The sequence below is a fragment of the Priestia flexa NBRC 15715 genome, assembly GCF_001591565.1.
GTDB classification, from domain to species: Bacteria; Bacillota; Bacilli; order Bacillales; family Bacillaceae_H; genus Priestia; species Priestia flexa.
This window is the reverse complement of record NZ_BCVD01000023.1, coordinates 1-24,763: the sequence shown is the minus strand read 5'-3', so window position 1 is coordinate 24,763 and position 24,763 is coordinate 1. Positions and strand designations below refer to the sequence as shown.

The window sequence follows — 24,763 nt, the reverse complement described above, 5'->3', positions numbered from 1 at the left end:
GCATGAACTGTTTTATAGATAAGGTTAGATTAATTCGAAGAAAGAGTTTCCTCGTTGCGGCTTGTTTTGTTCTTCCAATAGGTCTAACACAAAGTGATAAGGCATATTTAATACTTCGTTGATGTCTTTTCCTTCTTTCATGAGGGAACGGACTAATTTATCTAAGTAATCCTTTTGCTTTTCCAATGTGAAATCTTCATCACTCAGTTCTTCTTCGCCAAAAACTTTTTTGTTTCATCTGTTTGTTGACCTCGTGCAATGAACGCAATTTGAGCTTGAAGTGTTTCAACAGCTTGTGGTGCATGTAAACCGTCAATCAGATTTTGTTTCGTGAATTTCCCTTTATACACTTCATTTGCGACAAAATCTACAAGTTTATCAATCAATTCTTTTTCATTATCGGCTTTCACTTTTTGCATCTCAGCAGCTAAATCCATTGCTTGATAGACTACCGATAACGGAATAAATGGTGGTGTCAGAAAGGTTTCTGTGATAATTTCTCCTTCTTTCACATCGGTTACAAGCTCAATTGTATTTCGTTTTAAATTTGCCATTGTGTATCCATCCTTTACGTTTTTATTTTTTATATAAAAAAGAGAATAGCTTTGACTATTCTCCAATGACTTTAATAACGGGTTGTCCTAACTTATTGCTCGTAGAAGCTAACTCATTCAATCGTTCTTCACTTACTTTTTTATTTAGAGGCTTTGGGTAACGGTCTCCTCTTTGATAAACTTTCCCGTTATCTTGAACATCTTTGAACTTTTGTACGACTTCATACTTTACTTTGCTCATCATCAATTCCTCCCTTATACTTCAGGTGTTGCATCTGGATGAGGTTTACCAAAGATTAAATTGAATAAGAAATCTCTGTTCGTTGTTGACCCTTTCGCATCATAAAAAACAAACATTGTTCCTTCATCTTCATCCTCGATGCCATCTACTTTTCTTGGCATGAATTCGCCATTTACTTCATCTTTTGAAAACTCAATAGATCCATCTTCTTTTGACTTACCAGAAATAGAAGACATCGTGAAGAGCCCCTTTGCAAACCCTAACCATTCTGTCCCACCATCCTCAGCTGTTCGAGCGAACGCACAAGCCACGTGAGGCGGTGTCATATTCGGTGTATAAGCTACACCACTTCCAACCTTCTTTAACCCCAAGATTTTTATTTTATCCTCCATTGGCACTTTATGAAAGGACGTCACAACAGAAATAGGCCCATTAGCCACTGCCAATTCGGCTGTTTTATTATCTCCAGAGGCTCTTGTAATTTCTTGTGGCGTATCAACTGAAATCTCTTGAGCGAATTCAATTCGTTCGGGTGAAGTTTCTACAATTCCTGTTTCATCTTCATTTAATACACCGTAATGAAACTCTGTTAAACCAGTGAATGATTTATAATTCTTTTTTGTAACCATTTATTCCACTCCTTTTATATCTCAACAATGTATTCTTTGCCTATATAGCGTCTGGCATCGCGAAAAATGGCTGTTTCTGGTTCATATTCATCTATCCCATCTCCATATGGAGAAAAACCGACTACCTCTGTCATAATGATTCGTACTTCTTTTGCTACACGCTGTGTATCCTCTAAAGATTGTGACCAGACCTCAATTTGATAGAAATATTCATCAGTCATCGGCTTATTATCCGCATAATCACCGGGACGCGGTGTTGCTAATGGATCAATGACAATATATACACCCTCCATGTTGTCAGTGGGTGGATACTCATAAAACTTAATACGATTCTCAACCTTTTGCTGAATAAGAGGACTTGTTAGCAATGCATCGTATAGTTGATAAAGCACTACAATCCTCTCCTTACTGCATTGAGTAGCGCTGCTTGATACGCTTTTTCAGCATTGCGTAATGCTCTGGCAATAGCTCCTTTACCTTTTGGGTTAGGATTTTTAACCGTTCCCCACTCATTTAAGTGGATAATACGATACCTTCCTTTTGGGCCACGCCAATGAACTTTAATCGTTCGTGCACCCGCAATCGTCATTGGCTTCGATATGGTAATCTCTTCGATGGAGCCTCCTGTATCTTTAAACAATTCAAACTGCAGCTTTAACTCACGAACAAAGGCTTTGGCTCCTTCTTTTAATGCCTGGTCACTGATACGTTGGACAGCTGCCGGTCCATATTTTTTCTCTAAGGTACTTAATAGCTGGTTAAGGCCTGTAACCTTCACACTCATACATTTGCCACTCCTGCGACAATATCAATAAACCGCCTATCTTGAAGGTTGGGTTGTACACTTTTAATGTTGTATTTGATATTTTGATAATCGATTTCGTCAATCGCAATATAGTGCAAATTAGATGGACGGTATTCAGTCAATGGATCTCGAATGGTAATGGTGACATCTGATAATGTACCGTTTGCTTTGGCCATTTCTAAGTCTTTTAGCCATACACGGTCGACTTTTCCAAATGTACGAAAGACCTCTTCATCCTTTGACTCTCCTGGTAGTGGGCCAACATTCGGTTTATTTCTATAAAAAAGAATAGGTGTCCGTAACTCTCCGTTATGAAGACGTGGTGGCTTGTATTTAAACTCACGCATTCTCTTCACCATCTTCCAATGTCATTGTTTCTAGCACCTTATCAACACTTAAACTATTAATCTCGGTTAAGAAATTATCGTTAAAGTATTCTAAAGCATCATTGTAAACGTAACGAGAGCGCTCAAATACAAGCTCCTTAAACTCTTCGTCTTGTTCAATATCATAATCACCACAAACTCTTTTTAAAGCTGTAACGGAAGCAGAAAGGATGCGCGTTAAATTCGCATCCTCATGATTCCCTAGTCGATTTCGTTCTTTAAATTCCATTAGAATTTCATTTGTGATGGCCAATTACATCACCTCATACCTTATACAGCTGGTGTCGTATCGAATGAAATATTAAGATCATACACCAATGCTGTTTTGTTATCTTTCGGCTTTCCGTTTGCAAATTGCTTAATTGTGTACAAGGTTGCATCTTCAATGGCTAACGTTTGGTCGAACTTTTTAAGTTTATATCCACCAGCAATAGCTGCTAAGTATTCACCTTTCACAAAGAATACCGCTTTACCAACCGGTACCTCTTCTGACTCAACGACTTGAATGTTATACGGTAAAGCCATTACCCACTGACCATTAGCAGTTTGAATGGTATTTCGTGCTTGTACACCAATTGCATCAATTGGATTGACAACCATTACAATTTTGTTTAATACTTTTCGAGCTTTTCCTTTTGCATTTGTGGAAAGAGCTTTTACCACTTCATACAGCTCGCCAGCTACTGTTTCGCCATATTGAGAAGGAGCAAACGTTAATGTTCCAGAAGATTCTTTCGTTGTAATGGCACCCGTAGTAGGGTCAACATTTTTCATTAATCCTACTGGTTGACTAACAACAGCTCCACCGCCATTTACAAAACCGAACTCTAAACCTACTGTGTACGATTCAATTAAAACCGTACGAACAAAACGTTCCACCCAAACTGGCCCCAACTCTAACATATCGTTTGGAATAGCAGCAAAAGCTGTTAATTTAAGTTGACCAATAGATTCTTCTCTAAATGCTGCATTGACTTGCCCACGGATATCTCCAAACAACTCGCCCCAAGCATAAGCTTTTGTTGCATCTGAATAAATGAACTTTGTAACAGCTCCTAAGTCTTGTAGTCCAAGCGCACCAAGTAAAGGGTGTTCCGTTACTAGTTCTTCAAAAATACGCTCTTGTGTTGTTTCTGGAAGAATAGAATCATCTTTGAATCCGCCGTCTTGCACAACTGCATTAAAAAACTTTGTTTCCTCGGATGTTAAAACATTTTGGCCACGTTGTTGTAAAATTGAACGATCTAGCATTTCGCTATTTACTTGCTTACTGATATTTGATGCTACTTCTTGCTGCAGCGCATCAAAATAGTTTTGAAACGCTTCTGTTTGTTCTTGCTCTGTGCTATTTTCACTTGAAAGAGCAGCTGTTAACTTCGTCTTTGCATTTTGAAGAGCTTCGGATTTATTCGTAAATTTAATTGTCATTGGTGATTCCTCCATTTTTATAAATTTAAAAAGAGCTTACTCAATTTCCTCTGGTTAACAGGTGGAAGAGTAGGCTCTTTCGGTTCATTTCTTTTATTAAGCTGTAAATCATTTAGGATTTCTGCCTTTAAATCAGCAAGTGATGCTTGTAAATCCTCTTTTGTAATCCCTTGTCCTTTTTTCATATTGCCTTTTCGAAACCCCTCAATGACTTGTTGAGGAATCATTGCCGTGACAGCACTTGAAGCTGTTGCTTTAAATGTCTGATTCGTGAACATAATTTCATCAACAAAACCATGCTCTAATGCTTCTTGTGCACCCATCCATGTTTCTTTGGCCATCATGTCTAATAGCTCCTGCTCCTCTTTACCTGTTTTCAACACATACGCATTTACAATGGCTCTATCTGTGATTTTTAGCATTTCAGAAGCTTTATCCATTGAGCGATGATCACCACGGTTCCCCATAGACGCATTGTGAATCATAATTTGAGCTGTTGGTGAAATTAACACTTTATCTCCTGCAGTTCCAATGAAAGAAGCTGCGCTTGCAGCTAAACCAACAATATGTGTCTCTACATATCCTGGATAGTTTTTAAGAGCTGTATAGATTTCTGAACCGTCATCTACATAACCGCCTGGGCTGTTAATAGATACAATAATATCTTCTCCATTTGCATTTTCCAACTGCTCGATAATCATACGCGGGCTTGTAGCGTCCATTTCAAACCACTCATAAATCCAAGCTTCATCGTTAGAAATAATTGGCCCTTTAATATCAATGTTCATTGTCATTTTGTTTCTCACCTCCTTCATCGTGACTCATTTCAGCATAGTTCTTCGTAATATAATGCTTGTCCAGCTTCGGATCATCGGAAGGGTCATAACCTACCTCCTGACGAATTTCATTTCCTGTAAATGCACTAGAAGAAATAAGCTTATCAATACTTGTAGCAAGGTCGAAGATGCTTTGATAAGAAATGCATTTAATATCAATCTTTTGCCCAGCTAGATATTCGTCTTTCTCAAAAAACTTCACATTTGCTTCATCCGCTAGTTTTTTTAATAAAGGTTTAACGGTAAAAAGCATATAATTTTTTGTTTGCTTCTCCACATCTGCCATCTCTCCATACACCAGGCTTGTTGGAATCCCTAACGCCATTGCTACTTGATTGAAAAAACCATTTGTGACTTTATTAATTTCATCAACACTTTGGCCGGTTTTTCCTCCATTCGACTTTTCCTCATACTTAAATCCTGGTTGTTGAGGAATAATAGCTACATCTTTTTCACCAACTGCTTTATACATGTTGTCGATGAATTCTTGTAGCTTTGCTTGATGCTGTGGACTCTTGGCAGCCAACATATCCATATCTACTGTACCGCGGATTTGATTTTTGCGTTTTTGAGAATTTAAGATTCTCCCAAATAAATCTCCGTAATCAGTAAATAGGCTATCAATTAAAGGCGTTAACTTTTCGTTTCGATAACGTAAATGAATGACCTCGTTCTGTTTAAAGCTCCGCTGAAACGTATATTCTTTAACGGTGACATTAACAAAGACATCCTCATATACGGCATACTCAATATGTTGGAAGTCATCTGCAAGTAAAAGATCTCCGTCATCCGATTGGACAATTAAACATTCATTATCAAAGACAAGCTTATGAATAAACGTCTCCCAAAACGTACTGGCTGTCATGTTCTTGTTTGGTCGGACATTTAGCCGGTAGTACAGTTCGTCTTTTACATAGGAAGAACCATTCTTCACTCTAAATTCAGATTGACTAATTGTCCTGCCTAAAAATGCGATACATGTATCCAGAACTAACTTTTTCATGTGAACTCGGTTTGCCTTTGTAATAAACATTTCCACATCAAACATAAAACCAAGTTCACTATTTCGTTTAAAAATCCCATCTAGCCACCCAATTGTCCTCACCCCCTTTACATTGCATAATCTTTAGACTTTAATTACTTCAACTTGGGAAAGCCCTAGATGTTCACGGTTGCTATTAATGCGCTCTATTCCTTTCTCGCAGTATTCCTCTTCTAATTCAAAGCCGATCCAGTTTCGTTTGGTGTTGTCACAAGCTACAGCTGTTGTAAAGCTCCCCATACAATTATCCAACACCACGTCACCAGGGTTAGTGTATGTTTTAATCAAATACTCAAAAAGAGTGAGTGGTTTTTGAGTTGGGTGAAACGTTTTGCTATCTCTAGGGAAATCTAAAACACTCTTTGGATAATTTGTATACTTAGGTGTGTAGTCATTTAAAAGGCTTTTCTCATTTTTACCATAGATGCTGCTTACTGTTTTCCTCGACTTCTTACGTGCTTTCACTAAAGGTAATAATCCTTGCGGATGGTAAGTAGGGAGCTTTTTATAAAATATACAAATATTCTCATGGTTTTTTAAAGGCATTCGGTTTGCATTTGGAAAACCTGTAGAATGTCTTCCTTTTTTCCATATCCACTCATAGCGAAACAAGCGAATATTACTTGCGATGAGCTTCGTTGTAAACGGTTGGCTAGCAGTTAAGACAATAGCGCCATTATCTTTAATAATTCGCTCGTATTGTTCCCAAAGTCTACCGAAAGGAATAATCTCATCCCAACTACACTTAGTAGTTCCGTACGGAAGATCACACAAAATCATGTCGATAGACTTGTCTGGTAGTAACTCCATTCCTTTCAAACAATCCATGTTGTAAATCGTGTTGATACGCAAATTCATTTACTTTTTCCACCCCTATGCATATAATTAACAAGAACGTTTGTTTGCTTTTTTCTATAGGGAGGTTTTGGGAAACCAAGCCTCTTTTTTGTTTTTATTAAAACTTAATTCCCCCTAATATAAAGTCTGCTTCATCAACAATGATATTATCTGCTTGCCATAAGGCATGAATGAATGCCTGGAATCCATCTGTTTTACGTTTAAACTCATCTTTCTTCAAATACTCTTTGTTTCCGTCTTTTTTTATGTGTACGTATACATTGTTTGTATACCAGCGCATCAATGGGTTGTCACCAAATATAAGCTGGCGCTTCGCAAATAATGTTTCAACACGCGGAGCTAATAAGGAATGAATGGCTTTAGGGTTTCGTATATACAGCAAATGAAAACCCTCAGCCTCTAATGCTGATTTCACTAAATCTAATCTGAAGGTGTCTGCTACAATCGTTGTTACACCATATCGTTCACGCATCTCAACGAACCAGTTTACAATATGTTGTATATCAATAACCGGCTCATCCACAATCGTTAAAAGCCCATCCTCTTCCCATTCAGTTATTGGGACCTTTAAGCTAACCGTATCTAAGAATCCCTTTCGAACAAAGGAATGGGTTTTCCAAATATAGTCCTCACCGAATTTAAACAACAAGCCAACCGCTGCAAAGTCTTTAATACTGGCAAAATCAAGACCACCTACACATGTACGATGTGATAGATCAGGAAATGGGCGGTTAGTAGCTAAAATCTCTTCCCAAGATGCAACAGACTTTGTTAAATCTTTTTCTGGGAAGTTCATCCGCTTTGTCATAAAAGCAACGCGTCCATCTTTGTTACGGAATTGTTTTCTGACTTTGTTCATTAACCGCTTTGCTCTGGATGTTAAAGGCTTTTCAAATGCAGGGTTTGCTTTCTCCCACATATCTTCACTGTTAACTTCCTCTTTGTCATCAAGCTTACAAATAAACGGAAAAATTCGATCTTCTAAATCAGCTCCGCTAAGCACATCTTTACAACGAAGCATTAACTTGTCGTAAAATCCTTCACGAACAAATCCATTTGTTCCTATAAAAAATTCACGCGGGTTACGAACCTTACCAAGACCACCAGAAAATACATCGACAATTTCTCGGTCTACCATCTCATGAATTTCATCATAAATAACGCAACCTTCACGGCCACCATCTTTGGTGCCCGCATTCGATGTACGGAAACGGAAAACACTTTTTGTTTTATTTCCGGTTATCTTCAGCTTCGTTGAAGCAAACTGTTTCTTTAAAGACGAACTTTCATCAATTGCATTGTAAACTTCCTTAAAACTCATTTCTGCCTGGTCTTCGCTATTTGCAACAACTGACACATCATAATTTTTTATTCCATGCAATGGACTAATAAAATAATGAGCGAGTGTAGAGATAAAACCATTTTTCCCTCCACCACGGCCCATTGTGATAAAAAATTCCTCAAAGAACAATTCGTCATCTTCTTTAAAATATAAAAAAATAAATGGTGCAATAAATTTCTCCCACGGATCTAATTTAAAGTACCATTTCTCACTAAATTTTATATAGTTTTCGATTTGTTCTTCATCAAAGTAAATATCGTCTCGCGTCAAAACATACTTTTCGAGATAGGTAATTAAGTCGATTCTCTCCTGATTTAAAAGAATCTTTCCATCTCGATACGATTGAATGTATTGGTCCACATACTTATTTCTAATCATGTTAGATCATCTTCATCTTCATCATCTTCTACAGGAATATTTAAAGATAAGTCCTTTAATATCTGCAGCATTTGTTTGTTCACCGCTAATTGATCTTTAACAGATGGATTGTTTTTATACATCTCAACACCTACAGAAGAACGGTCTTTAAAAACAACGCCTCTTTCTTTAATATCCTTTTGCAAAGCGTTTTTGTTGTCCCAGAGATTCATATAATCATTGACTAAATCTCTATAGACTTCTCCAGAAAAACCTCTATTTTCAAGCTGCTCCAATAACGATTTCCTAATAGTCGTCTTGCCCATGCCCTCCCTCCTTTCAATATCTATTCTAAAAATCCTTATGTGCGCGAAGAAATCTGCGGAATCGAGCCCCCTCACCGGTGCCCAGGAACGAAAAAAAGGCCAAAACTTTTGACCGGGGGGTTACCACATCTCATCATGTTGCCATTTGTTCGGCTTTTTATTTTTAAAGTCTCGACCATGTTCTTTGTTGTGGCAATCCACACACACTGTTTCAAGGTTTTCCTCATCCAATGCAAGCTCCGGATAATATTCAAGCTCTTTAATATGATGGACAACCAGCTTTATCTTCTTACGCTTTGCACTTTCACTGTATTCATTCGTATCAAAGGTGAGTCTCCCCTTACGTTTACACTCTTGACATTCATAGTTGTCTCGCTTCTTTATCTTTTCACGTATTCTCTTCCAATCACCACTGTCATAGAACTTACGCTTCTGTTGGATTGTCTTGTACTCAACCATTACCGTTCTTCCTGTTGAATAACTTATTAATCCACTTATCTAATACAGTCCCCTTGTCCTTATGTTCATCAAAAGATAACAAGAGTCTAGGTTGTTCTATTACTCTTTCGTTATATCCAATACGTTTAAGATGACAACCTTCACCTGTCACCACCTGTTCGATATTAATGTATGGAGATTCAAATAGCTGTTCGCACTCATTTTTAGTAATCCACGTGAAGTCTACTCTTTGTTTCATCTTAATCTCTTCACCTTTGTAGTAAACCTTTGGTACATCGTTAATGGAATCTAACTCAATAACAAGTAACTTAGCATCTTCACCAATTGATTTCTTATTCATCACTTGTCCTCCTAGTACAAAAGCTTTCTTATATGCGCTCTTGGCTTATTACATAACACTTGGCTACCTCTACAAGTATCTTGTTTCATTACCCATGATTGACGAATATGCTTTGTTCTTTTAATATCTGCTTGAACTTTTATATACTTTCTTGCAGCTACTCTTAATCTAGATGAAAAACTCTTTATACGTTCAATAAATAAAGCTACCCCGTTACAAATTTTTTGGATAGCTTGTTGGAACTCTTCTATATTTAATCCATTCATTTACTATCACCTCTTACATGGTTTTAAAGAGAAAGGTTAATGCTGCTATGCATGCAATGGCTAAGCTGCAGTAATGTGTACGTTCGTTATTACTACTTGCCCCAATGGTTCCTAATGCTGTTACAAGTAGAACAATAATGAGTATGACTTTAAACGTTGTTAACATTGACATTCTCCTGACTGCTTTATAATTGCTCTTTATCAGCAGTTTCTTTTTTCGTAATAAAAACCACTATCTCTAGCAGGAAATAAGTATTAGTAATTAATAATCCTCTTAAGAATTGCTCTTCTTCGAGTGACATACCTATAAAGTAAAGCAATAACCAAAATCCAATAAATCGACGAAAACTCATAAATGTATATTTAATGACCAACCACTCCTTTCATAGAAATAAAAAAGCACCCCAATATACAGGATGCTTTTTACTTCATTTATTTTTTTCCATTTTTTCTTTCCTTGCTAATATATCAGATTTAAGAAATAACTTTTCTTTTGGGCTTTCGCGTATAGGGTTTATCTTACCAGTGTTAACTAGCTTATTTACATACTGACGACTAACTCCTAGCATCTCTATAGCATCGGAAGTTGTTACTACCTCAGATGCTAGAAATTCTATTAGCTGTTCTCTATTCGTGATGTGAAATGAATCACTCATAACTCAAGCGTTCCTCCTTTTTAAAACGATTATAATAATTGTCAGCACTAACCACACGACAGCTAAAATTGAAGCTGTAATGTCTAACCAATGCAGCTTATTATAATCCATCGTTGCAAAATGCGTAGCGAACAAGATTGACATTAAAAACGTAAAAGAGAAGAATTTCATATTTTTTCATGGACATGATATAATATTTAGTAAGAGGAAGGGGTTACCCCCTTACCTCCCTTGGTTATTTGCGACGTTTCTTTTTGCTAGGAGAGCGTCGCTTTTTCTTTTTCTTCGACTTCTTTCTTCTTTCAGCTAGTTCCTTCTCTATCGTCATAATTCCAACGACACTTCCAGTTAGCCAAGTTAACATTCGAAGAAGTCTTTCAACTGTTTCCATGTCCACTTTGTTCACCTCCTTTCGATACTTTAATTATACCAAAATAGATGACGTTCGTCAACTCAATTAATGGAAATTTATACAAAAATGTTTTTTATTTCAACATAAAAAGAACACTGATTTACTCAGCGTTCTCCTTATTAACTATTCAATTTAAATAACACCTGGGTCCATTGATGGCGCTACTCCACCTGGATCTAATGTCGGACCAGCACCTCCAGGGTCTGTACATAATACAGGTGAAGCGCCACCTGGGTCTAAATGACTCCAACGTCCTGCTGTACTCATATTATCACCCCCTGTACAAATTATATCGTATAAAAGATGGTAATTTGAACCTTTATCAAGTCATTGGGATACAGAACTTGTCATTGGTGTCACTTTACGGAAAACAAAGCCTCTAAAAACTATTGTTTAAATATTTTTCGTTAATACCATAATAGCACCCCTAGAACCTAATAACCTTTCGTTCTTCTTTCAAAATCCTTTCATATTTCTCTCATAAATAAAAAAGACCCCTTATGCAGGCGTCTCGTTTTCCTTATAGACTTGAATTTGTAATGCAAATGCAAGTTTGTAGAAAGCTTGCTCACGAATTCGATAATAGGTTGCTTCACTAATCCCCATTTCATTGTATACATCAAAAACGTACACTTCCTCATAAGTCATATACGTTTTTATAATTAATTCTCGTTCTCTTTTATTCAAACGGTTGACCGCGCGTTGCACGCGCTGCATGAAGGTATCACGTTTTATTTCATAGTCTACACGTTTAATAGCCGTATCTTCTGTTGAAGAATAAAATGCATTCGTATCGCTTGGAGGCACTAATGAATAGCTAGGTGTTACCTTTGGCATAATGTCATCTGGCACTGTCATCATGTACATACGATAATCCGCAAATGCTTTCTCAACGTTTATCTTTGTTCCCTTTCCATCCACATCTCTAAGTAATGTAGTTTGCGCCATAGTCATTTCCCCTTTTATAAAATAAAAAGGACACCAATCGCTACACAGTTATACTGTGTAGCGATTGGTGTCCTCCAGTTAGCTGGTAGAACTTTTATTTTGCTTTTATAGTTAAGTCTGAGACTGTAAATTCTTTAGATAACTGACTCTGGTATTTTTCAAAGAATTCCACTTCTATTCCTAATAATTTAGATAGAAATTCAATATCTACCATTAGAGTATCGAGGAGCGTACGTAATGATAAATAATCTTTATCAAAAAGGAGCTGTAAAATGCTTCTTACTTTTCCTGGTCTCATAATCTTTATTTTTTCATCAAGTGGCTCCCTAGTTTTGTATCCCAATTGATTCAACTTTATATTAAAGTATCTATACTGTTGATAATCCAACAACTCTAAAGATTGGGCACGATATGCAAGTGCTTGAATAGAAACCATCCACTTCTTCTTCAAATCAATGTAAGATTCTGGATTTGATTTTCTTGGAAGGTTATTAAAATCTTGGATAAATTCTTCTTCTGGTAATAAGAAAGCTCCTGCAAATAAATTTGCTTCTTGTTCATGCTGCCTATGTGATTTATTATCAAGAGAAGAAAATTCCACTTTATAGTGCAACAATAAATGCCCTAACTCATGGGCTAAATCGAAGTTCCGTCTTACTGCAGATTTCTTTAAATTACCTAATATAATAAAAGGTCTTTCATCTTCTGACCATAGGCTATAAGCATCGATTTTTTCTCCTATAGCTTTTTCGAAAATAAAAGCGCCTTTCTTTTCAAGCATAAATAATAAATTCAAATTACTTTTATTATCTATTTCCAAAAATTCTCTTGCCATTTTAGCTGCTCGTTGAATCTTTTTGATTCGTTCATCACTTGATGTAGTAATGTATTGAATAACCATTTCTCTTAATTTTATTATTTCATTCTGAGGATAATGAAGCTTTTTTTCAATAATCTTCAAAAAGGAGCTAATAAACTCAATGTTCTTTGCCTCACTTTGAGTCTTTTGAGCACTATTGACAATCTCAGCTCTATAAGCAATGTGGCTTTGTTGTATATTCGATTTTCCATTTCTATCAAGGAAATCTTCAGAATAAAAATATTTACTTTTCACTCTGAAGATTTTTTTTAACTCATTAACAATTTCCATTTTTGGAGACATATAACCATTTTCATATTGCCAAACAGATTGTTCAGTAACTTGAAGCATGTCAGCAAGTTGTTTGCGTGTATAGCCATGGAGAATTCGAATGTTGGTCAAATTTGTACCAACAAACATGGGTATCTACCTCCTAAATTAATTTCTAACTTTGATCACCCTTTGATTTATCTTGCTCTAACTCATCTTCATGCACAATATCAAAATCAATTGCAGCTGGTGATTCGTAATCATAATCCATATCGTCGTTTTCTAAAACCGTTATATCTATGTCCTCAAAATCAACTGAACTATTATTAATAAAACCAGTTAAATCTTCCACTAGATATGCCTTATTATCATTTGGATTAGGCATGAAAACCTGTATTTTTGAAATCATATATGCTTCGTCAATTTCGTAAGTAACAATATAGAATTTATTATAATCTTCTTGTAACTTATCTACCTCTGTGATTTCCAAAGCTCTCATGACGTTATCATCAAAAATAGACATAAATTCAGTATCTTCCGTCTTAGATGGAAATAGTGACAACTCTTCTGGAAAATCAACTGTTCTATTGATTTTAGAGAGCCTCTTTAAATAGTTATCCTCATTATTACTGCGTTTTTTCTTTCCATTTATCCCCTTCCCACCTGGGAAGTTAGCAGCATTAAAATACTTAGCATTTTTAATTATGAACATGCTTTTATCTTCAGAAGAAGAAAATTGTAAATATCCCCATGTATAGCCCGCTTTAGCTTTTCGATAAATAACACCAATTTCTTCACACTCTCTGGCCGTTTGATCATCAATGTGATTTCCCTTTACCCATGCATAAGCATCACTAATCTTCATGGTTACGCGTTTATCATTTCTCTCATGAATATAATTTTTATACCCATGTAAAATACCATCGACAATCTTTTGGTTGACCGCTGAACTGAAACTATACTGTTTCATTTAATCCCTCTTTTCTATAGTTTATCACTTTTTTATAATTATATACTATTTAAAATATTTTTAAAGAAAAAGTGATAAAATTTAGAAATTTTTAAAGTTTAAAAGTCTTCTCCCTCATCAAACTTAACCCGTTTCACCTTGCCTTGATGAGTAATAATTTTTGTCTCACCATGATGTGGTAATGTTGTTAACTTGGCTTTACCACTACATACAACAATAACGAAGCTTCCTTTTTGCTCGATTATATCAACTTCCAATTTCATAGCATCAACATTTATTTTAATTTCTTGAAGTTTCATCAGAATCCCCCCAATATGGTATAATTTTATTAGGCTTAATCAGGAGAAATCCTGATCTTTTTTTATTCTAATTACGGTATAATAAAATAGTTAGTTTTTGAGACGCTCCTGACAGAGCGCCTTTTTATTTTGAACACAGGTCCAATAAAACGTTAAGGCTTTGTATGTTACACATACAAGGTGTACTGTAGGAATAGAGCTGTTTGGTGAGCCTATTCGGCTATGGGCAATCATTCCTCCTGCGCTATGTTCTCGAATTGTTCATTAAACCAAGAAACCTGATGCTACTATTTCTGGTTCATCCACACCGCAACTTGCACATTTTGTGGGCTCTTGAAAGTTTTTATCATCCCATATAATCTTGTATTCCATATCACATTCTTCACAATAAATAACTTGAAAAGATTTCATTTTTCCATTCCCCCTATTTCGCATTTTCCGTCAATTCCCTAACTTATGCTCAAGCTCTTTGCACTTACTTTTAAACCTTTTAAGTTTTCTAGCCGTTTCAACATACTGCTTCTTTAATTGATGGTTTTCAGATTGCAGGAGCTCAATTTGTTTCATGAGCTCCCTTTTTTCTACTAAGTGCTGCTTTAACTCAATCACGGTGTTTTCTCAAGTAGCTCTTGCTCTTTTTCACCTTCACTTTCAACATCATCCAATGACATCTGACCAGGACTGACATTCACATTGCCACCCTGATCCACTTGATACTCCACACCTTCATGCTCTTCATAAAACTCATCAATACTCATCTGCGATTCAACAATCTTCAACGTAACGTCTGATCCTGCTCGTTTGTAGAAATTAAACGACTGCTCGGCTGACGTATCACCTTTGACAATGAACTCAAGCGTTGTTTTCTTATTATCTTTCGTTGTTTTGCTAAACTCACAAGTAAGCTTTTGATCTACACCTTCAATTTCTAGTTCAACTACCTCACGAGTAAGCTGGTTAAGCTCCTGTTTCTTCTCGTCTTCCCCTTTCACATAAAACTGGACGAGCTCTTTCTTGCTATCCTTAGTCTGCTTGTTGAAATTTGCTTTAACAGTTACTTGCATCCTTCATCTCTCCCTTTTCTCCAAATGTCATTAGAACGCCAACCCCATAACCGTGCTCTTTAATATCACTCGCTTGCACCCATCCACGACTTTCGTGATCACGTATCAACTTATTTAACTGCGGCTCTGTCAGTGAGTAGACAATCTTTTTAAGCTGCCTTCTGTTCATGATGTCACCTTAGCTAGTACTTCTCGTTGATAACGAGTTAATGACAATTCTTGATGATGTAGGTGCCACGCAATCCTCGCTAGAATATAGGCATCAACTACGTTATCACTTGCATGCTTAAAGCTGAAATGTTGCTCAACGGCTGTCATGACTGCTTTTTTCTTTTCCTTACCAGTGAGCCGTTTTTTACTTCCTTCTTCTCCTATCCATCCGGTAACGTTCACAAACTTCTTTAAAGCATTTGGCGCTATTTCGTGATACTTTAACTTTCGCTTGTACAACTCGTTTCGTATCCCGTGATGTAGCCCCCCAGCAAACATCGCTTTTTGTGTATCAAATGGAAAACCTTCAACGCAAATGTTGTCACCGGACTGTAAGTGTAGATTAATTTCGTGAAGCAGTGTGACCATTCTTTTGGGATCTTGAGAACCTACACCTGTTAGCTCCTTCGCTTTTAAAACCTGACCATATTCGTCTAACGCAACAAAACCTGTTTTAGTTGATGGATCAATCCCCACAAACCTCATTACACCATCACCGTCCTAACGACTTTTGCTGCGTATTCCAAGCCTTGAACCTTACCTTTATAAAATGCCTGCTGTTCTGCAGGAAGCTTGTCTATAATTTCATGAATCTCAGAAGCTTTTGTTTCAAAGTCATCTACGACTCTATCAATTTCTTTTGAATCAATCGCCATTCACTCGTCCTCCTGCATCTGTTTACCAAACTTACATTTAACCGTAATGTGAATGTGCTCTAACTCTGAAAGAGTTAACTCATACAACTGCTTCCCTTCAGTCGTTTTAAAGTAGCCAAACTTCACGAGCTCATTAATCAAAAAGTCTCGTCTCTTTTGAACAGCTAGATTTAAAACTGCCATGACATCACCTTCATTTCCCTGTATTTTTTCGTGATAAATCTAATATTTTGTTTTGCTCTTTCAAGTACAATAGCTCTACTACACCAGTTGGACCATTACGCTGCTTAGCAATATCAATTTCCAAGATGTTTCGTTTATCACTATCCTTGTCGTAGTACTCATCGCGGTAAAGAAAGCCAATTACATCTGCATCTTGTTCAATGCTGCCTGATTCTCGTAAGTCGGACATCATTGGACGCTTATTTGCTCGGCTCTCTACCCCACGAGACAGCTGAGCCAATGTAATGACCGGCACTTTAAATTCCTTTGCCATAGCTTTAAGCGCTGCTGAAATCTCTGATACTTGCAAATGAGCATTTCCGTTATGATCATGTTGTGGTCGTATGAGCGTTAAATAGTCAATCATAACTAACAGGCTTTTACCTGGATAATCTTTTTGCACTTGCCTGACCTGCGCGCGCATTTCATTGACCGTTTGCCCAGGCTTATCAAAGATTTGCATCTGCATGCGCTCCAAGATGCCGATTGCTTTCACCCAGTTAACGCGGTCTTTATCATCAAAATAGTTGAATGGATTCCGAATTTTGTTACCGTCAATTCCACCAATGGCTGATAACATACGTTTAATTAAGCTATCTGCGCTCATTTCCAGTGAAAAAACACATGGTATAGTTCCTTTCAAACCAGCGTTTCCTGCAATATTTAACATGAAAGCTGTCTTACCCATACTAGGGCGAGCGCCGATAATGATAGAATCCTCATCTTGCCACCCGTCTGTCATTTCATCTAAATCTTTAAAACCCGAAGGGATACCACTTAATCCTGCTGGAACTGGGGTATCGGGTAACTCGTACAAGTCTGATAACTTTGAAGATAAATCAAAGCGCTCTTTCGTTCCTGTGGTATCAATCTTGTTTAGCTGCTGAATAATGCTTTGAATATCAACATCTTGTGTAGATCCTGATTCAAATGGTTGCAAGACATTTTGAACAGCTCGTTGCTTCCACAGATTTAAAATGACTTCTGCATAATAGTCGAAATTGGCTGTTGTCGGCACCGCGTTTGTTAGTTGCATCAAGTATGTAACTCCACCGACATTCTCCACTTTTTCATTACCAGCCATGTTTACTAGTGCTACAAAGTCAATAGGCTTCTTCATTTCCGCCAGCTGAAGCATCCAGGAATAGATTTGGCTATTCCTTGGATCATAAAAATGCTCCGGCTTCACGTTAATTTCTTGCAGAATACTTGGTTGTAGCAAAATACTCCCTAGGAGCGTGCATTCAGCTTCAATACTGTACCTCGTTTCCAAAGTCTGCATAGTAACGCTCATAGAAGTCCTCACCTCTCAATTTACGCATTTTTTCAAGGTGTGCACGGTTTACACGTGATTTTTCTTCCTGTACATAAATCTCAGAAATTGTAGGAGGAAACTTGCACTGCGACACATGTTTCTTAAGCTTGGCAAATGCTTTCTCGTAATTTACTGCTTTAAGCTGTTCGATCCATACCGCAACACGCTGTTCTGTAATATCAAAATGAGGATAAGCTTCTGCGATATAACGTAAGATGCTTATAGTTTCCTTACTGGTCATTCAGCTCACTCCATTTCGTATTTCTTAGCAATCTCATCCAACGCATCTAAATTGCTCGCTTTCTTTTTTTCTTTGTGATAGCGATCCAGTACACCTTTTTCGACATATTCGAACTTGGCGATATAATCTAATCGATGTTTCGGCTTATATTCGTCAAAAATTTTATCGATTAAGAATAAAACCTTGTCTACAGGAATATGATCTTCTAACAATCTATAAATAGCTGCTTCATCCATCTTCGATAAGACGAGTCCTTTTGCTCTTCGTTGAATAAATTTATCTGCGATTTTTTGAAAATCACTACTGTTTATCATGAGCACTTCCTCTTCTTCTTTTTTTATATCTTTTATATCTTTATTACATAGACCATTTTTTGTCTGTCTCTCGGTAAAATTTTGTCTATCTCTTGTTTCAGATAGGTCGTTTTTTACCTTTCTCTCATTAAGAGATAGACCATTTCTTGCCTGTCTCTTTGGCTTGAATTTTTTCGAGTTTTTCACATAATAAATTTCTCCGTAAGGTGCACGTTTCGTTTCAATGTATTTGTATTTCTTCAATCGATTCACATGATTCTTCACAGTGCTTTCACTCACACCTAAATCTATTGCAATTTCCGCATGCTTTATCGGCTTCCCTCCAAGAACGATACCCAGCCTTTCATCACCTTCCTGAAACTCTTTGGTTGTCTTTGAGATAAACCAGATAAACTCCCATATTGCAGCACCGATTTGTTCTCTATGCTCTGGTGATAATAGACCTGAGTGGATAGGAAAATAAAAAGGTTCAGGCATCGTCTCACCTCATTTCACTTTACAAATTACTTTATGACCTTCAATTCGAACGGGCTGTAACTCTGGATGACTTCTAGCAACATAGCCTTTAACATATTGGAGATACAGCTTTTTATTACCTTTAGCCATCCATTTATAACAGTGAGGAATTGTAATTGTGTGCTCCATTTACTTACAGAAGCGTTTCTTGCTTAAATTCCTCAAATTCATGTGTTAAATCATCAAAATTTTCTTTTTGAGCAGGCTGTTGTTTCAATTCAAAATCCAATAATTTCAGCAATCCAACAACCTCTTGAAGCGTTAATTCTTTTGGATTCTTTTTCATTTTCGTTTTGATATAATCGCTTGTTTGATTACGATTCCAACCTAACTTCTCTGTTTTGCCGTACACTTCAGTCCATTTTGTTTTTAATTCTTCATCTGGATCAATTACTTCTGTTTCGCCAACTGTAATTTGAGCAGTTGATGGAGTAATATCAACTCGACCAGATTGATAAGAGCTTACTGATTCTGTTGCAGCACTTGTCACCGGCTCGTCTTCTGCAATTTCAATACCATATTGAATTTTAGCTGCACGCTTCATAATGTGTTTTTTGAACATATCTGAGAACCACTGATTCCACATCGTTGAATTTCGACCTTTTTTCATATGTTCTACTTCTGTTGATTCCATCACTACAACCACATCGTCGAATCCTTCTCGCTTTGCGATTGCATATCCCCCAATGATTTTCCCTCGTGGAAATCCAATTTCATGTACAACTTCTTTTTTAGCAGCGTTAAATTTAAACTCATCGTTTTCATGAACGATTTGGGCATCGATCCCTTTATAACCTTCCGTTTTGCGAGCAAGAAATAAGATACCCTCAACCGCAATTTGAATGCTCATTGTTGGTCCGGCTTTTCCGTCATAAACGATGCAGTGTACATGGTTCAAGAAAGGGTTTAATCCAGAGTTAACGCACGTCTGAACAAATAATGAGAATTGCTCATTTGTAGTTCCTTTTGCAATGGTTTGCTTAATTGTATCTAGCTCCGATTGAGTGAAATTCCCTACTACTGCTTGTGTATTAACGTTTGTTACTTGATTTTTACTCATTAATTGCTTCCTCCTTTAGTGAAACACCTATAATCTCAAGCTCTTTATCTACCACTCTAGCAACAATGATTTGTCCAGATGGTTTGGTGAAATTCAAAATACTTTCAGCGTTATCGACAAATGTCGGTGTCACAACCTCTGACTGCTTAGACAGAACCTCAATTAGCTCTAATCCAGCTTTTATCTTTTCAGCCGTAGAAAGCTTGCTATATGGCTTTCCATCCCTTTCAATTTCAAAAGTTGCACGCTCTTCTCCGTTTTTTAATTGCTCATACAGTTGAACAGAAATGGTTGTAAATAAACTATCTATCTTGTGAACCATTAGTTCAGATCGTTTTGTACGGAACGATTTAATTGCATCAATAAGCACAAGCGATTCGTTACGCTCTTTACGGATGCTATGCTGATTTTCTTCAGCAGTCGCAATACTCTCAAGCAGCTCTTTTGTTCGATTTATATCACCTAGTTGATCACGTAAATTATTCAGCTCACTATATATCTTCACAAGGCGTGAAGCTTCTGCAGGATTTTCTTCAACTGGCTCTGGCAGTTCATTTAGCTTTTCATTTACATCTTTAAGCTCCTGCACCAACTTAATGCCTTTGTCAGCTTCAGTGTTATAACGCGCCTGGCGTTGCTGCTTCACCTTAGCTATTGATTTTTCATCCAATGCTTGTCCACACGTAGCACAATGCTCGTCCAGTGTTTCTGTTTTTATTGCTGTTAAAATGTCTTTTTGACGTTGAATTTCACCTTTTAATGATTCGCTTCGAAGCTCTAAACGACTTCTCTCTCTGCTTTGTTGGTGAACATTTATATTACGATTTTCGTATTCCAATAACTCTTTACTCAAAACGTCGATTTTTTCTTTCAATTCATGCTCATTTATATTGTAATCGTTATTACTCACTTGCTCTTTAAGCATAACCACACGTTCACTCGCTCGCTCTAATGCCTTATCTTGATTTTTAAAGCGATCTCGATGTAACTTTTCAAGGTCATCTAAAGAATGTTTCTTTAATTGAGGCTCCAGTTGACTTTGAGATACACTGGGTAACTCTGCAAGTACTTCTTTATTTAAAGGCTCACTTACGTAGCTGAGTAGTTGTTTCCGTTGATCTTGCCAGTGTTGTGTAAAAAAATAGGTTGGATTAAATAACGATAGAAATAATGTTTTATCAAATAACCCTTCAACAATTTCATTAAACCGTGTTGCTTTTTCGGGCACTTCATTCACATAATACTTTGCTGTTTTCTTTTGAATACGGCCAAGGAGAATTTGTTGCTCATCTACTTTCAAGAGCAATTCTACTTTCGTTTCAACCTTATCGTCACAACCAACTGGTCGCGGATCTAGCTTAGTCCCTAATGCATCCGTTCCATATAAAACATACGTCACTGCATCCCCTATACTGGACTTACCTGCACCGTTTTTGCCTTCAATTTTGGTCATATCATTAAAGTTAACTGTGAGTACATGGTGGTTCTTAAAGTTTTCAATGCGCATTTCTAGAAAAGAAATATTCATGTGCTACCTCCATTTGCTTTTTAAGAACAATTGCTGTACTCTGAAATTGTCTAAGTTTCGGAGCAGCATTGCCTGCTTTGTGCCTTACTTTATTGAGTAAGGCATTTTTATTTTGCTACAACCTTTTCTATACCTAGAGCCTTAAAAAACTCTTCAACTTCCTTCGTTACAACTTCAGCCAGAATAAATTCCTCATCCGCCTGAAAAATCTCTTCTCCTACAAATACTTCATTACCAGCTGCATCAATTCCATATATCTGTGGATCTTTTTCAACATCAGTGACTATTGGATTCTCTACCTGTTGCATCGCTTCACCTCCCTTCAATCATGTGGGTGCTCAAGCATATAACCAACTGTGATAATCTCTCTTAGATCCGTACTGTACTCAATGCTATCCAATTTAATGTGAGTGTCACCATCAGCCACGTAGGACAGAATTTCTTTGCTAATTGTCAACTTCATCACCTCCCTTCGGTTAACTTCTTATCACTTTTGATATAACGAGATACAACATCCACATTGAACCCTTTACGCTTCATATCAGCTACAATTTTTCTATACGTTTTGATACTTGTGCTTTCATGTTGTTACTCCTTGTGAATTTTCACTGTTATTCCTCCAACAGTCATTTCAAAGATCTTAATTTCTTTCCCATATTTTCTTGAAAGAGCTTTTTCAACAATTGGTCTTATCTTTCTAATTTTTTCTTCCGTCATTTGAAATGCACTAAGATCCATAAGTGATCACCTCGATAAATCATATGTAGAAGAAATGACGGGACAAATCATAAACATTAAGTTTTAACAATAATTACTTTATAAATTAAAATCATCGTTAACAATTCTACTTAAAGTAGAATTGTCATTAAAAAAAATAAAATCATAACTAAACCCTAATATTTCACTAATCAGTTTTGCTTCACCTACTGTTACATCATCAGGGTTCCTTTCCATATTACTGTAGGTTTGCACGTGGACACCTAGCTTTTTAGCAACCTCTTTTTGAGTGAGCCCTTTTAGTAACCTTGCTTGTTTCAAAGTGAACTTCAACTTTATCACCTCACTTTTTTTCCTCACGAACACATATTAATCTACCAAAAGTAGAATGTCAACTATATAAAGTGTAATATTTTCTACATAATCTTCTTTCCCTCCTTTAAAAAGTAGAATTTTTTCTACTTTTGATTGAACACCTTCTACTTTTGGTATAATATATTGTATATAAACTAGGCCGGAGGTAGTAAAAATGAGTATAGGGAAAAATATTAAAAAATTGAGAGAGCTACATAACCTATCACAAAAAGAATTAGCTGAAATAGCTGGTGTATCTGATAAAGCTGTATCGACTTGGGAAAATAACATAAAAGATCCTAGGATGGGGGCAATTCAAAAGATTGCAGACCATTTTGGAATTTTAAAAAGTGATATTATTGAAGACAAAATAGAGATTTTATCTAAACACCCTCATACACCGAAAGTGATTGAAGGTAATTCTGTAAAGATGCCTTTATTAGGGTCAATTGCTGCTGGTCTACCTTTAGATATGGCCCCAATTCAAGAGTGGGTTAATGTCCCAGTAGAAGTAGCAGAAAGATATCCTAATGCTTTTTTAGTAACAGTTAATGGTGATAGTATGAATAAACTCATTCCTCCTAATGTCTTAGCTTTAATTGATCCTACTCAAGAAGTCCGTAATGGTGATGTGGCAGCTGTGGCAGTAAATGGCTATGATGCAACACTAAAAAGATTTTTTAAGTTCCAAAACGGTATTACTCTTGAGCCGGAAAGTTTCAATCCAAAACACAAAACCCAATACTATGATGCCAAAACGCAAGAACATACGCCTATTCATATTAAAGGGAAATTAGTTTGGTACATGCCACCCCTTGATATTAAATTCTAGGAGGATGCTCCATGAAATGTATTGTCTATGTAAGGGTATCAACTGATGAACAAGCCAAACACGGTTTTTCAATTGCTGCTCAAATTGAAAAGCTAGAAGCATATTGCATATCTCAAGGTTGGGAGTTAGTAGATAAGTACATTGATGAAGGTTATTCGGCTAAAGATTTGCAACGACCTGCTTTTGAAAAAATGATGGACACATTGAAGCAAGGAAATATTGATGTTTTATTAGTTTATCGCTTAGATCGGCTGACACGCTCTGTTATGGACTTATATAAAATCTTAAAGATACTCGATGATAATAATTGTATGTTCAAAAGTGCTACTGAAGTATATGACACAACAAATGCTATGGGACGTTTATTTATAACACTAGTAGCAGCTATCGCTCAATGGGAACGTGAAAATTTAGGTGAACGTGTACGTTTAGGTATGGAGAAAAAAACAAAGCTTGGTATGTGGAAAGGCGGCATGGCTCCTTACGGATATAAAATCGTTGAAAAGAAATTAGTCGTTAACGATAAAGAAAAAGCAGTTGTACAAGAAATTTTCAAACAAACAACAACCTTTGGCTTTTATACGTTGGCTAAACATTTAACAAACAAAGGCTTTTCAACTCGTAAAGGTGGAGAATGGCATGTAGACTCAGTAAGAGATATTGCCAACAATCCCGTTTACGCCGGATACTTAACCTTTAATCAAAACTCCAAAGACTATAAAAAACCACCCAGAGAGCAAACTCTATATGAAGGCAGTCATGAACCGATTATTTCTAAAGAAGAATTTTGGGCTTTACAAGATCTACTGGACAAAAGAAGAAATGGTGGAGGAAAAAAGCACACTAGTAATTATTATTTCTCAACCCTACTAAAATGCGCACGATGCGGTCATTCTCTTTCGGGTCACAAATCAGCTGGTAAAAAAACATACAGATGCTCTGGAAAAAAAGCTGGCAAGAATTGTACTAGTCATATTATTTTAGAAGATAATTTAACAAAAACAATTTTTAGCATGTTTGATAAACTTGTTGGAAATATATATAATTCCACTGATTCATCTAATTACTCAGATGAAAAAATCAATGAATTGACTAATGAATTGAAAAACCTTGAAAAACTTTTAGATAAACAAAAGAAGATGTACGAAAATGATATTATCGACATTGACGAGTTGATAAAAAAATCTAACCAACTTAGAGAACGAGAAAAAGAAATCAATAAAGAATTGAAAAGTATAAATCAAAGTAGCAAAACTGCCAATGAAGAAACAAAATATATTATCTCTAACATCGATACTGTATGGGAATACTCTACTGATCATGAACGAAAGCAGTTAATGAATAGCATTTTCACGCAAATCGTTATTGATACCAAAGAAGAATATAAAAGAGGAACAGGAAACCCTAGAGAAATCATTATTGTATCAGCGAAATGATTATATGTTTTTTAT

46 protein-coding genes are annotated in these 24,763 nt (G+C 36.5%); 2 read left to right on the top strand and 44 right to left on the bottom strand.

Features of this window, described 5'->3' with window-relative positions:
• Positions 1-24 precede the first annotated feature (24 nt).
• The 44 genes from gpGT to BFL01S_RS05930 form a co-directional block, all read right to left on the bottom strand.
• A complete protein-coding gene (gene gpGT, locus BFL01S_RS20345) occupies positions 25-186 on the bottom strand; it encodes a phage tail assembly chaperone GT (protein WP_153301196.1) in 162 nt (53 codons plus the stop codon).
• 17 nt (positions 187-203) lie between these two features.
• Entirely contained in the window at positions 204-554 is a 351-nt protein-coding gene (gene gpG, locus BFL01S_RS06085; RefSeq protein ID WP_025906991.1) for a phage tail assembly chaperone G, read from the bottom strand.
• Between the two features lie 55 nt (positions 555-609).
• Positions 610-798: a hypothetical protein gene (locus BFL01S_RS06080; protein WP_313958285.1), complete on the bottom strand. Its 189-nt coding sequence runs from the start codon at positions 796-798 to the stop codon at positions 610-612.
• 11 nt (positions 799-809) lie between these two features.
• Positions 810-1,424 (bottom strand): major tail protein, encoded by a 615-nt coding sequence (locus BFL01S_RS06075; protein ID WP_061785164.1) that lies wholly within the window; start codon positions 1,422-1,424, stop codon positions 810-812.
• A gap of 14 nt (positions 1,425-1,438) precedes the next feature.
• Positions 1,439-1,816, bottom strand: a complete 378-nt coding sequence (locus tag BFL01S_RS06070) for a hypothetical protein (protein ID WP_061785163.1) — start codon at positions 1,814-1,816, stop codon at positions 1,439-1,441.
• Positions 1,816-2,208 carry an HK97-gp10 family putative phage morphogenesis protein gene (locus BFL01S_RS06065; RefSeq protein WP_061785162.1) on the bottom strand — a complete coding sequence of 131 codons (393 nt, stop codon included), beginning with the start codon at positions 2,206-2,208 and terminating at the stop codon, positions 1,816-1,818. The genes BFL01S_RS06070 and BFL01S_RS06065 overlap by 1 nt, the downstream gene beginning before the upstream one ends.
• Positions 2,205-2,576, bottom strand: a complete 372-nt coding sequence (locus tag BFL01S_RS06060; RefSeq protein ID WP_061785161.1) for a hypothetical protein — start codon at positions 2,574-2,576, stop codon at positions 2,205-2,207. The genes BFL01S_RS06065 and BFL01S_RS06060 overlap by 4 nt, the downstream gene beginning before the upstream one ends.
• A complete protein-coding gene (locus BFL01S_RS06055; RefSeq protein WP_061785174.1) occupies positions 2,569-2,844 on the bottom strand; it encodes a hypothetical protein in 276 nt (91 codons plus the stop codon). The genes BFL01S_RS06060 and BFL01S_RS06055 overlap by 8 nt, the downstream gene beginning before the upstream one ends.
• Positions 2,845-2,885: 41 nt before the next feature.
• Positions 2,886-4,043 (bottom strand): phage major capsid protein, encoded by a 1,158-nt coding sequence (locus BFL01S_RS06050; RefSeq protein ID WP_061785160.1) that lies wholly within the window; start codon positions 4,041-4,043, stop codon positions 2,886-2,888.
• Positions 4,044-4,060: 17 nt separating this feature from the next.
• Positions 4,061-4,837, bottom strand: a complete 777-nt coding sequence (locus BFL01S_RS06045; protein WP_061785159.1) for a head maturation protease, ClpP-related — start codon at positions 4,835-4,837, stop codon at positions 4,061-4,063.
• Positions 4,821-5,984, bottom strand: a complete 1,164-nt coding sequence (locus tag BFL01S_RS06040; protein ID WP_144593860.1) for a phage portal protein — start codon at positions 5,982-5,984, stop codon at positions 4,821-4,823. The genes BFL01S_RS06045 and BFL01S_RS06040 overlap by 17 nt, the downstream gene beginning before the upstream one ends.
• A gap of 21 nt (positions 5,985-6,005) precedes the next feature.
• Positions 6,006-6,779: a DNA-methyltransferase gene (locus tag BFL01S_RS06035; RefSeq protein WP_061785158.1), complete on the bottom strand. Its 774-nt coding sequence runs from the start codon at positions 6,777-6,779 to the stop codon at positions 6,006-6,008.
• Between the two features lie 97 nt (positions 6,780-6,876).
• Positions 6,877-8,499, bottom strand: a complete 1,623-nt coding sequence (locus tag BFL01S_RS06030) for a terminase TerL endonuclease subunit (RefSeq protein WP_061785157.1) — start codon at positions 8,497-8,499, stop codon at positions 6,877-6,879.
• On the bottom strand, positions 8,496-8,804 hold the full coding sequence (locus tag BFL01S_RS06025; RefSeq protein WP_061785156.1) for a P27 family phage terminase small subunit: 309 nt from the start codon (positions 8,802-8,804) through the stop codon (positions 8,496-8,498). Before BFL01S_RS06025 ends, BFL01S_RS06030 begins: the two co-directional genes overlap by 4 nt.
• Positions 8,805-8,924: 120 nt before the next feature.
• Positions 8,925-9,263 (bottom strand): HNH endonuclease, encoded by a 339-nt coding sequence (locus BFL01S_RS06020; protein WP_061785155.1) that lies wholly within the window; start codon positions 9,261-9,263, stop codon positions 8,925-8,927.
• Positions 9,256-9,603 (bottom strand): hypothetical protein, encoded by a 348-nt coding sequence (locus tag BFL01S_RS06015; RefSeq protein WP_061785154.1) that lies wholly within the window; start codon positions 9,601-9,603, stop codon positions 9,256-9,258. The genes BFL01S_RS06020 and BFL01S_RS06015 overlap by 8 nt, the downstream gene beginning before the upstream one ends.
• 11 nt (positions 9,604-9,614) lie before the next feature.
• Positions 9,615-9,869 carry a hypothetical protein gene (locus BFL01S_RS06010; RefSeq protein ID WP_061785153.1) on the bottom strand — a complete coding sequence of 85 codons (255 nt, stop codon included), beginning with the start codon at positions 9,867-9,869 and terminating at the stop codon, positions 9,615-9,617.
• Positions 9,870-9,882: 13 nt separating this feature from the next.
• On the bottom strand, positions 9,883-10,035 hold the full coding sequence (locus BFL01S_RS20340) for a hypothetical protein (protein WP_156474907.1): 153 nt from the start codon (positions 10,033-10,035) through the stop codon (positions 9,883-9,885).
• A gap of 19 nt (positions 10,036-10,054) precedes the next feature.
• The gene (locus tag BFL01S_RS20335; protein WP_156474906.1) at positions 10,055-10,222 is read right to left on the bottom strand and encodes a hypothetical protein; all 168 of its coding nucleotides are present in this window, start codon (positions 10,220-10,222) and stop codon (positions 10,055-10,057) included.
• 75 nt (positions 10,223-10,297) lie between these two features.
• Positions 10,298-10,525: a helix-turn-helix transcriptional regulator gene (locus BFL01S_RS06005; RefSeq protein WP_025907007.1), complete on the bottom strand. Its 228-nt coding sequence runs from the start codon at positions 10,523-10,525 to the stop codon at positions 10,298-10,300.
• Between the two features lie 3 nt (positions 10,526-10,528).
• Positions 10,529-10,669: a hypothetical protein gene (locus BFL01S_RS20330; protein ID WP_156474905.1), complete on the bottom strand. Its 141-nt coding sequence runs from the start codon at positions 10,667-10,669 to the stop codon at positions 10,529-10,531.
• 91 nt (positions 10,670-10,760) lie between these two features.
• Entirely contained in the window at positions 10,761-10,922 is a 162-nt protein-coding gene (locus BFL01S_RS20325; RefSeq protein WP_156474904.1) for a hypothetical protein, read from the bottom strand.
• A gap of 147 nt (positions 10,923-11,069) precedes the next feature.
• Entirely contained in the window at positions 11,070-11,204 is a 135-nt protein-coding gene (locus BFL01S_RS21220) for a hypothetical protein (RefSeq protein WP_260864962.1), read from the bottom strand.
• A 231-nt stretch (positions 11,205-11,435) separates the two neighbouring features.
• Positions 11,436-11,885, bottom strand: coding sequence for an ArpU family phage packaging/lysis transcriptional regulator (locus tag BFL01S_RS06000; RefSeq protein ID WP_061785152.1), 450 nt, complete (start codon positions 11,883-11,885; stop codon positions 11,436-11,438).
• Between the two features lie 94 nt (positions 11,886-11,979).
• Positions 11,980-13,164 (bottom strand): spr1629 family repressor/antitoxin, encoded by a 1,185-nt coding sequence (locus tag BFL01S_RS05995; RefSeq protein ID WP_061785151.1) that lies wholly within the window; start codon positions 13,162-13,164, stop codon positions 11,980-11,982.
• Positions 13,165-13,189: 25 nt separating this feature from the next.
• Positions 13,190-13,984, bottom strand: coding sequence for a spr1630 family ClpXP-sensitive toxin (locus BFL01S_RS05990; RefSeq protein WP_061785150.1), 795 nt, complete (start codon positions 13,982-13,984; stop codon positions 13,190-13,192).
• Between the two features lie 98 nt (positions 13,985-14,082).
• Complete coding sequence (locus BFL01S_RS05985) at positions 14,083-14,283, bottom strand: XtrA/YqaO family protein (RefSeq protein WP_061785149.1); 201 nt, start codon at positions 14,281-14,283, stop codon at positions 14,083-14,085.
• 264 nt (positions 14,284-14,547) lie between these two features.
• On the bottom strand, positions 14,548-14,694 hold the full coding sequence (locus tag BFL01S_RS20320; protein WP_156474903.1) for a hypothetical protein: 147 nt from the start codon (positions 14,692-14,694) through the stop codon (positions 14,548-14,550).
• Between the two features lie 30 nt (positions 14,695-14,724).
• Entirely contained in the window at positions 14,725-14,892 is a 168-nt protein-coding gene (locus BFL01S_RS20315; RefSeq protein WP_156474902.1) for a hypothetical protein, read from the bottom strand.
• Positions 14,889-15,347 carry a hypothetical protein gene (locus BFL01S_RS05980; RefSeq protein WP_061785148.1) on the bottom strand — a complete coding sequence of 153 codons (459 nt, stop codon included), beginning with the start codon at positions 15,345-15,347 and terminating at the stop codon, positions 14,889-14,891. The genes BFL01S_RS20315 and BFL01S_RS05980 overlap by 4 nt, the downstream gene beginning before the upstream one ends.
• The gene (locus BFL01S_RS05975; protein ID WP_025907762.1) at positions 15,331-15,516 is read right to left on the bottom strand and encodes a hypothetical protein; all 186 of its coding nucleotides are present in this window, start codon (positions 15,514-15,516) and stop codon (positions 15,331-15,333) included. Before BFL01S_RS05975 ends, BFL01S_RS05980 begins: the two co-directional genes overlap by 17 nt.
• Entirely contained in the window at positions 15,513-16,043 is a 531-nt protein-coding gene (locus BFL01S_RS05970) for a hypothetical protein (protein ID WP_025907763.1), read from the bottom strand. The genes BFL01S_RS05975 and BFL01S_RS05970 overlap by 4 nt, the downstream gene beginning before the upstream one ends.
• Positions 16,043-16,213, bottom strand: coding sequence for a hypothetical protein (locus BFL01S_RS20310; RefSeq protein WP_153301201.1), 171 nt, complete (start codon positions 16,211-16,213; stop codon positions 16,043-16,045). Before BFL01S_RS20310 ends, BFL01S_RS05970 begins: the two co-directional genes overlap by 1 nt.
• A complete protein-coding gene (locus BFL01S_RS05965; protein ID WP_025907764.1) occupies positions 16,214-16,396 on the bottom strand; it encodes a Fur-regulated basic protein FbpA in 183 nt (60 codons plus the stop codon).
• Positions 16,397-16,406: 10 nt separating this feature from the next.
• Positions 16,407-17,729: a replicative DNA helicase gene (gene dnaB / locus BFL01S_RS05960; protein WP_082802700.1), complete on the bottom strand. Its 1,323-nt coding sequence runs from the start codon at positions 17,727-17,729 to the stop codon at positions 16,407-16,409.
• On the bottom strand, positions 17,686-17,991 hold the full coding sequence (locus BFL01S_RS05955; protein WP_061785146.1) for a replicative helicase loader/inhibitor: 306 nt from the start codon (positions 17,989-17,991) through the stop codon (positions 17,686-17,688). Before BFL01S_RS05955 ends, dnaB begins: the two co-directional genes overlap by 44 nt.
• A 5-nt stretch (positions 17,992-17,996) precedes the next feature.
• Positions 17,997-18,782, bottom strand: coding sequence for a helix-turn-helix domain-containing protein (locus BFL01S_RS05950; protein WP_025907767.1), 786 nt, complete (start codon positions 18,780-18,782; stop codon positions 17,997-17,999).
• A 9-nt stretch (positions 18,783-18,791) separates the two neighbouring features.
• Positions 18,792-18,950, bottom strand: a complete 159-nt coding sequence (locus tag BFL01S_RS20305; protein ID WP_156413448.1) for a hypothetical protein — start codon at positions 18,948-18,950, stop codon at positions 18,792-18,794.
• Between the two features lie 4 nt (positions 18,951-18,954).
• A complete protein-coding gene (locus BFL01S_RS05945; RefSeq protein ID WP_025907768.1) occupies positions 18,955-19,881 on the bottom strand; it encodes a RecT family recombinase in 927 nt (308 codons plus the stop codon).
• Positions 19,874-21,409 (bottom strand): ATP-binding protein, encoded by a 1,536-nt coding sequence (locus tag BFL01S_RS05940; RefSeq protein WP_061785145.1) that lies wholly within the window; start codon positions 21,407-21,409, stop codon positions 19,874-19,876. Before BFL01S_RS05940 ends, BFL01S_RS05945 begins: the two co-directional genes overlap by 8 nt.
• 107 nt (positions 21,410-21,516) lie before the next feature.
• A complete protein-coding gene (locus BFL01S_RS05935; protein ID WP_025907770.1) occupies positions 21,517-21,717 on the bottom strand; it encodes a YqaI family protein in 201 nt (66 codons plus the stop codon).
• Between the two features lie 14 nt (positions 21,718-21,731).
• Positions 21,732-21,866, bottom strand: coding sequence for a hypothetical protein (locus BFL01S_RS21215; RefSeq protein ID WP_257788891.1), 135 nt, complete (start codon positions 21,864-21,866; stop codon positions 21,732-21,734).
• Positions 21,867-21,997: 131 nt separating this feature from the next.
• Entirely contained in the window at positions 21,998-22,147 is a 150-nt protein-coding gene (locus tag BFL01S_RS20665; protein WP_167556174.1) for a hypothetical protein, read from the bottom strand.
• 78 nt (positions 22,148-22,225) lie between these two features.
• On the bottom strand, positions 22,226-22,447 hold the full coding sequence (locus tag BFL01S_RS05930; RefSeq protein ID WP_235859204.1) for a helix-turn-helix transcriptional regulator: 222 nt from the start codon (positions 22,445-22,447) through the stop codon (positions 22,226-22,228).
• Between the two features lie 208 nt (positions 22,448-22,655).
• Here BFL01S_RS05930 and BFL01S_RS05925 point away from each other — a divergent pair, with 208 nt between their 5' ends.
• Entirely contained in the window at positions 22,656-23,312 is a 657-nt protein-coding gene (locus BFL01S_RS05925) for a LexA family protein (protein ID WP_061785143.1), read from the top strand.
• 11 nt (positions 23,313-23,323) lie between these two features.
• On the top strand, positions 23,324-24,748 hold the full coding sequence (locus BFL01S_RS05920) for a recombinase family protein (protein WP_061785142.1): 1,425 nt from the start codon (positions 23,324-23,326) through the stop codon (positions 24,746-24,748).
• Positions 24,749-24,763: the final 15 nt, after the last annotated feature.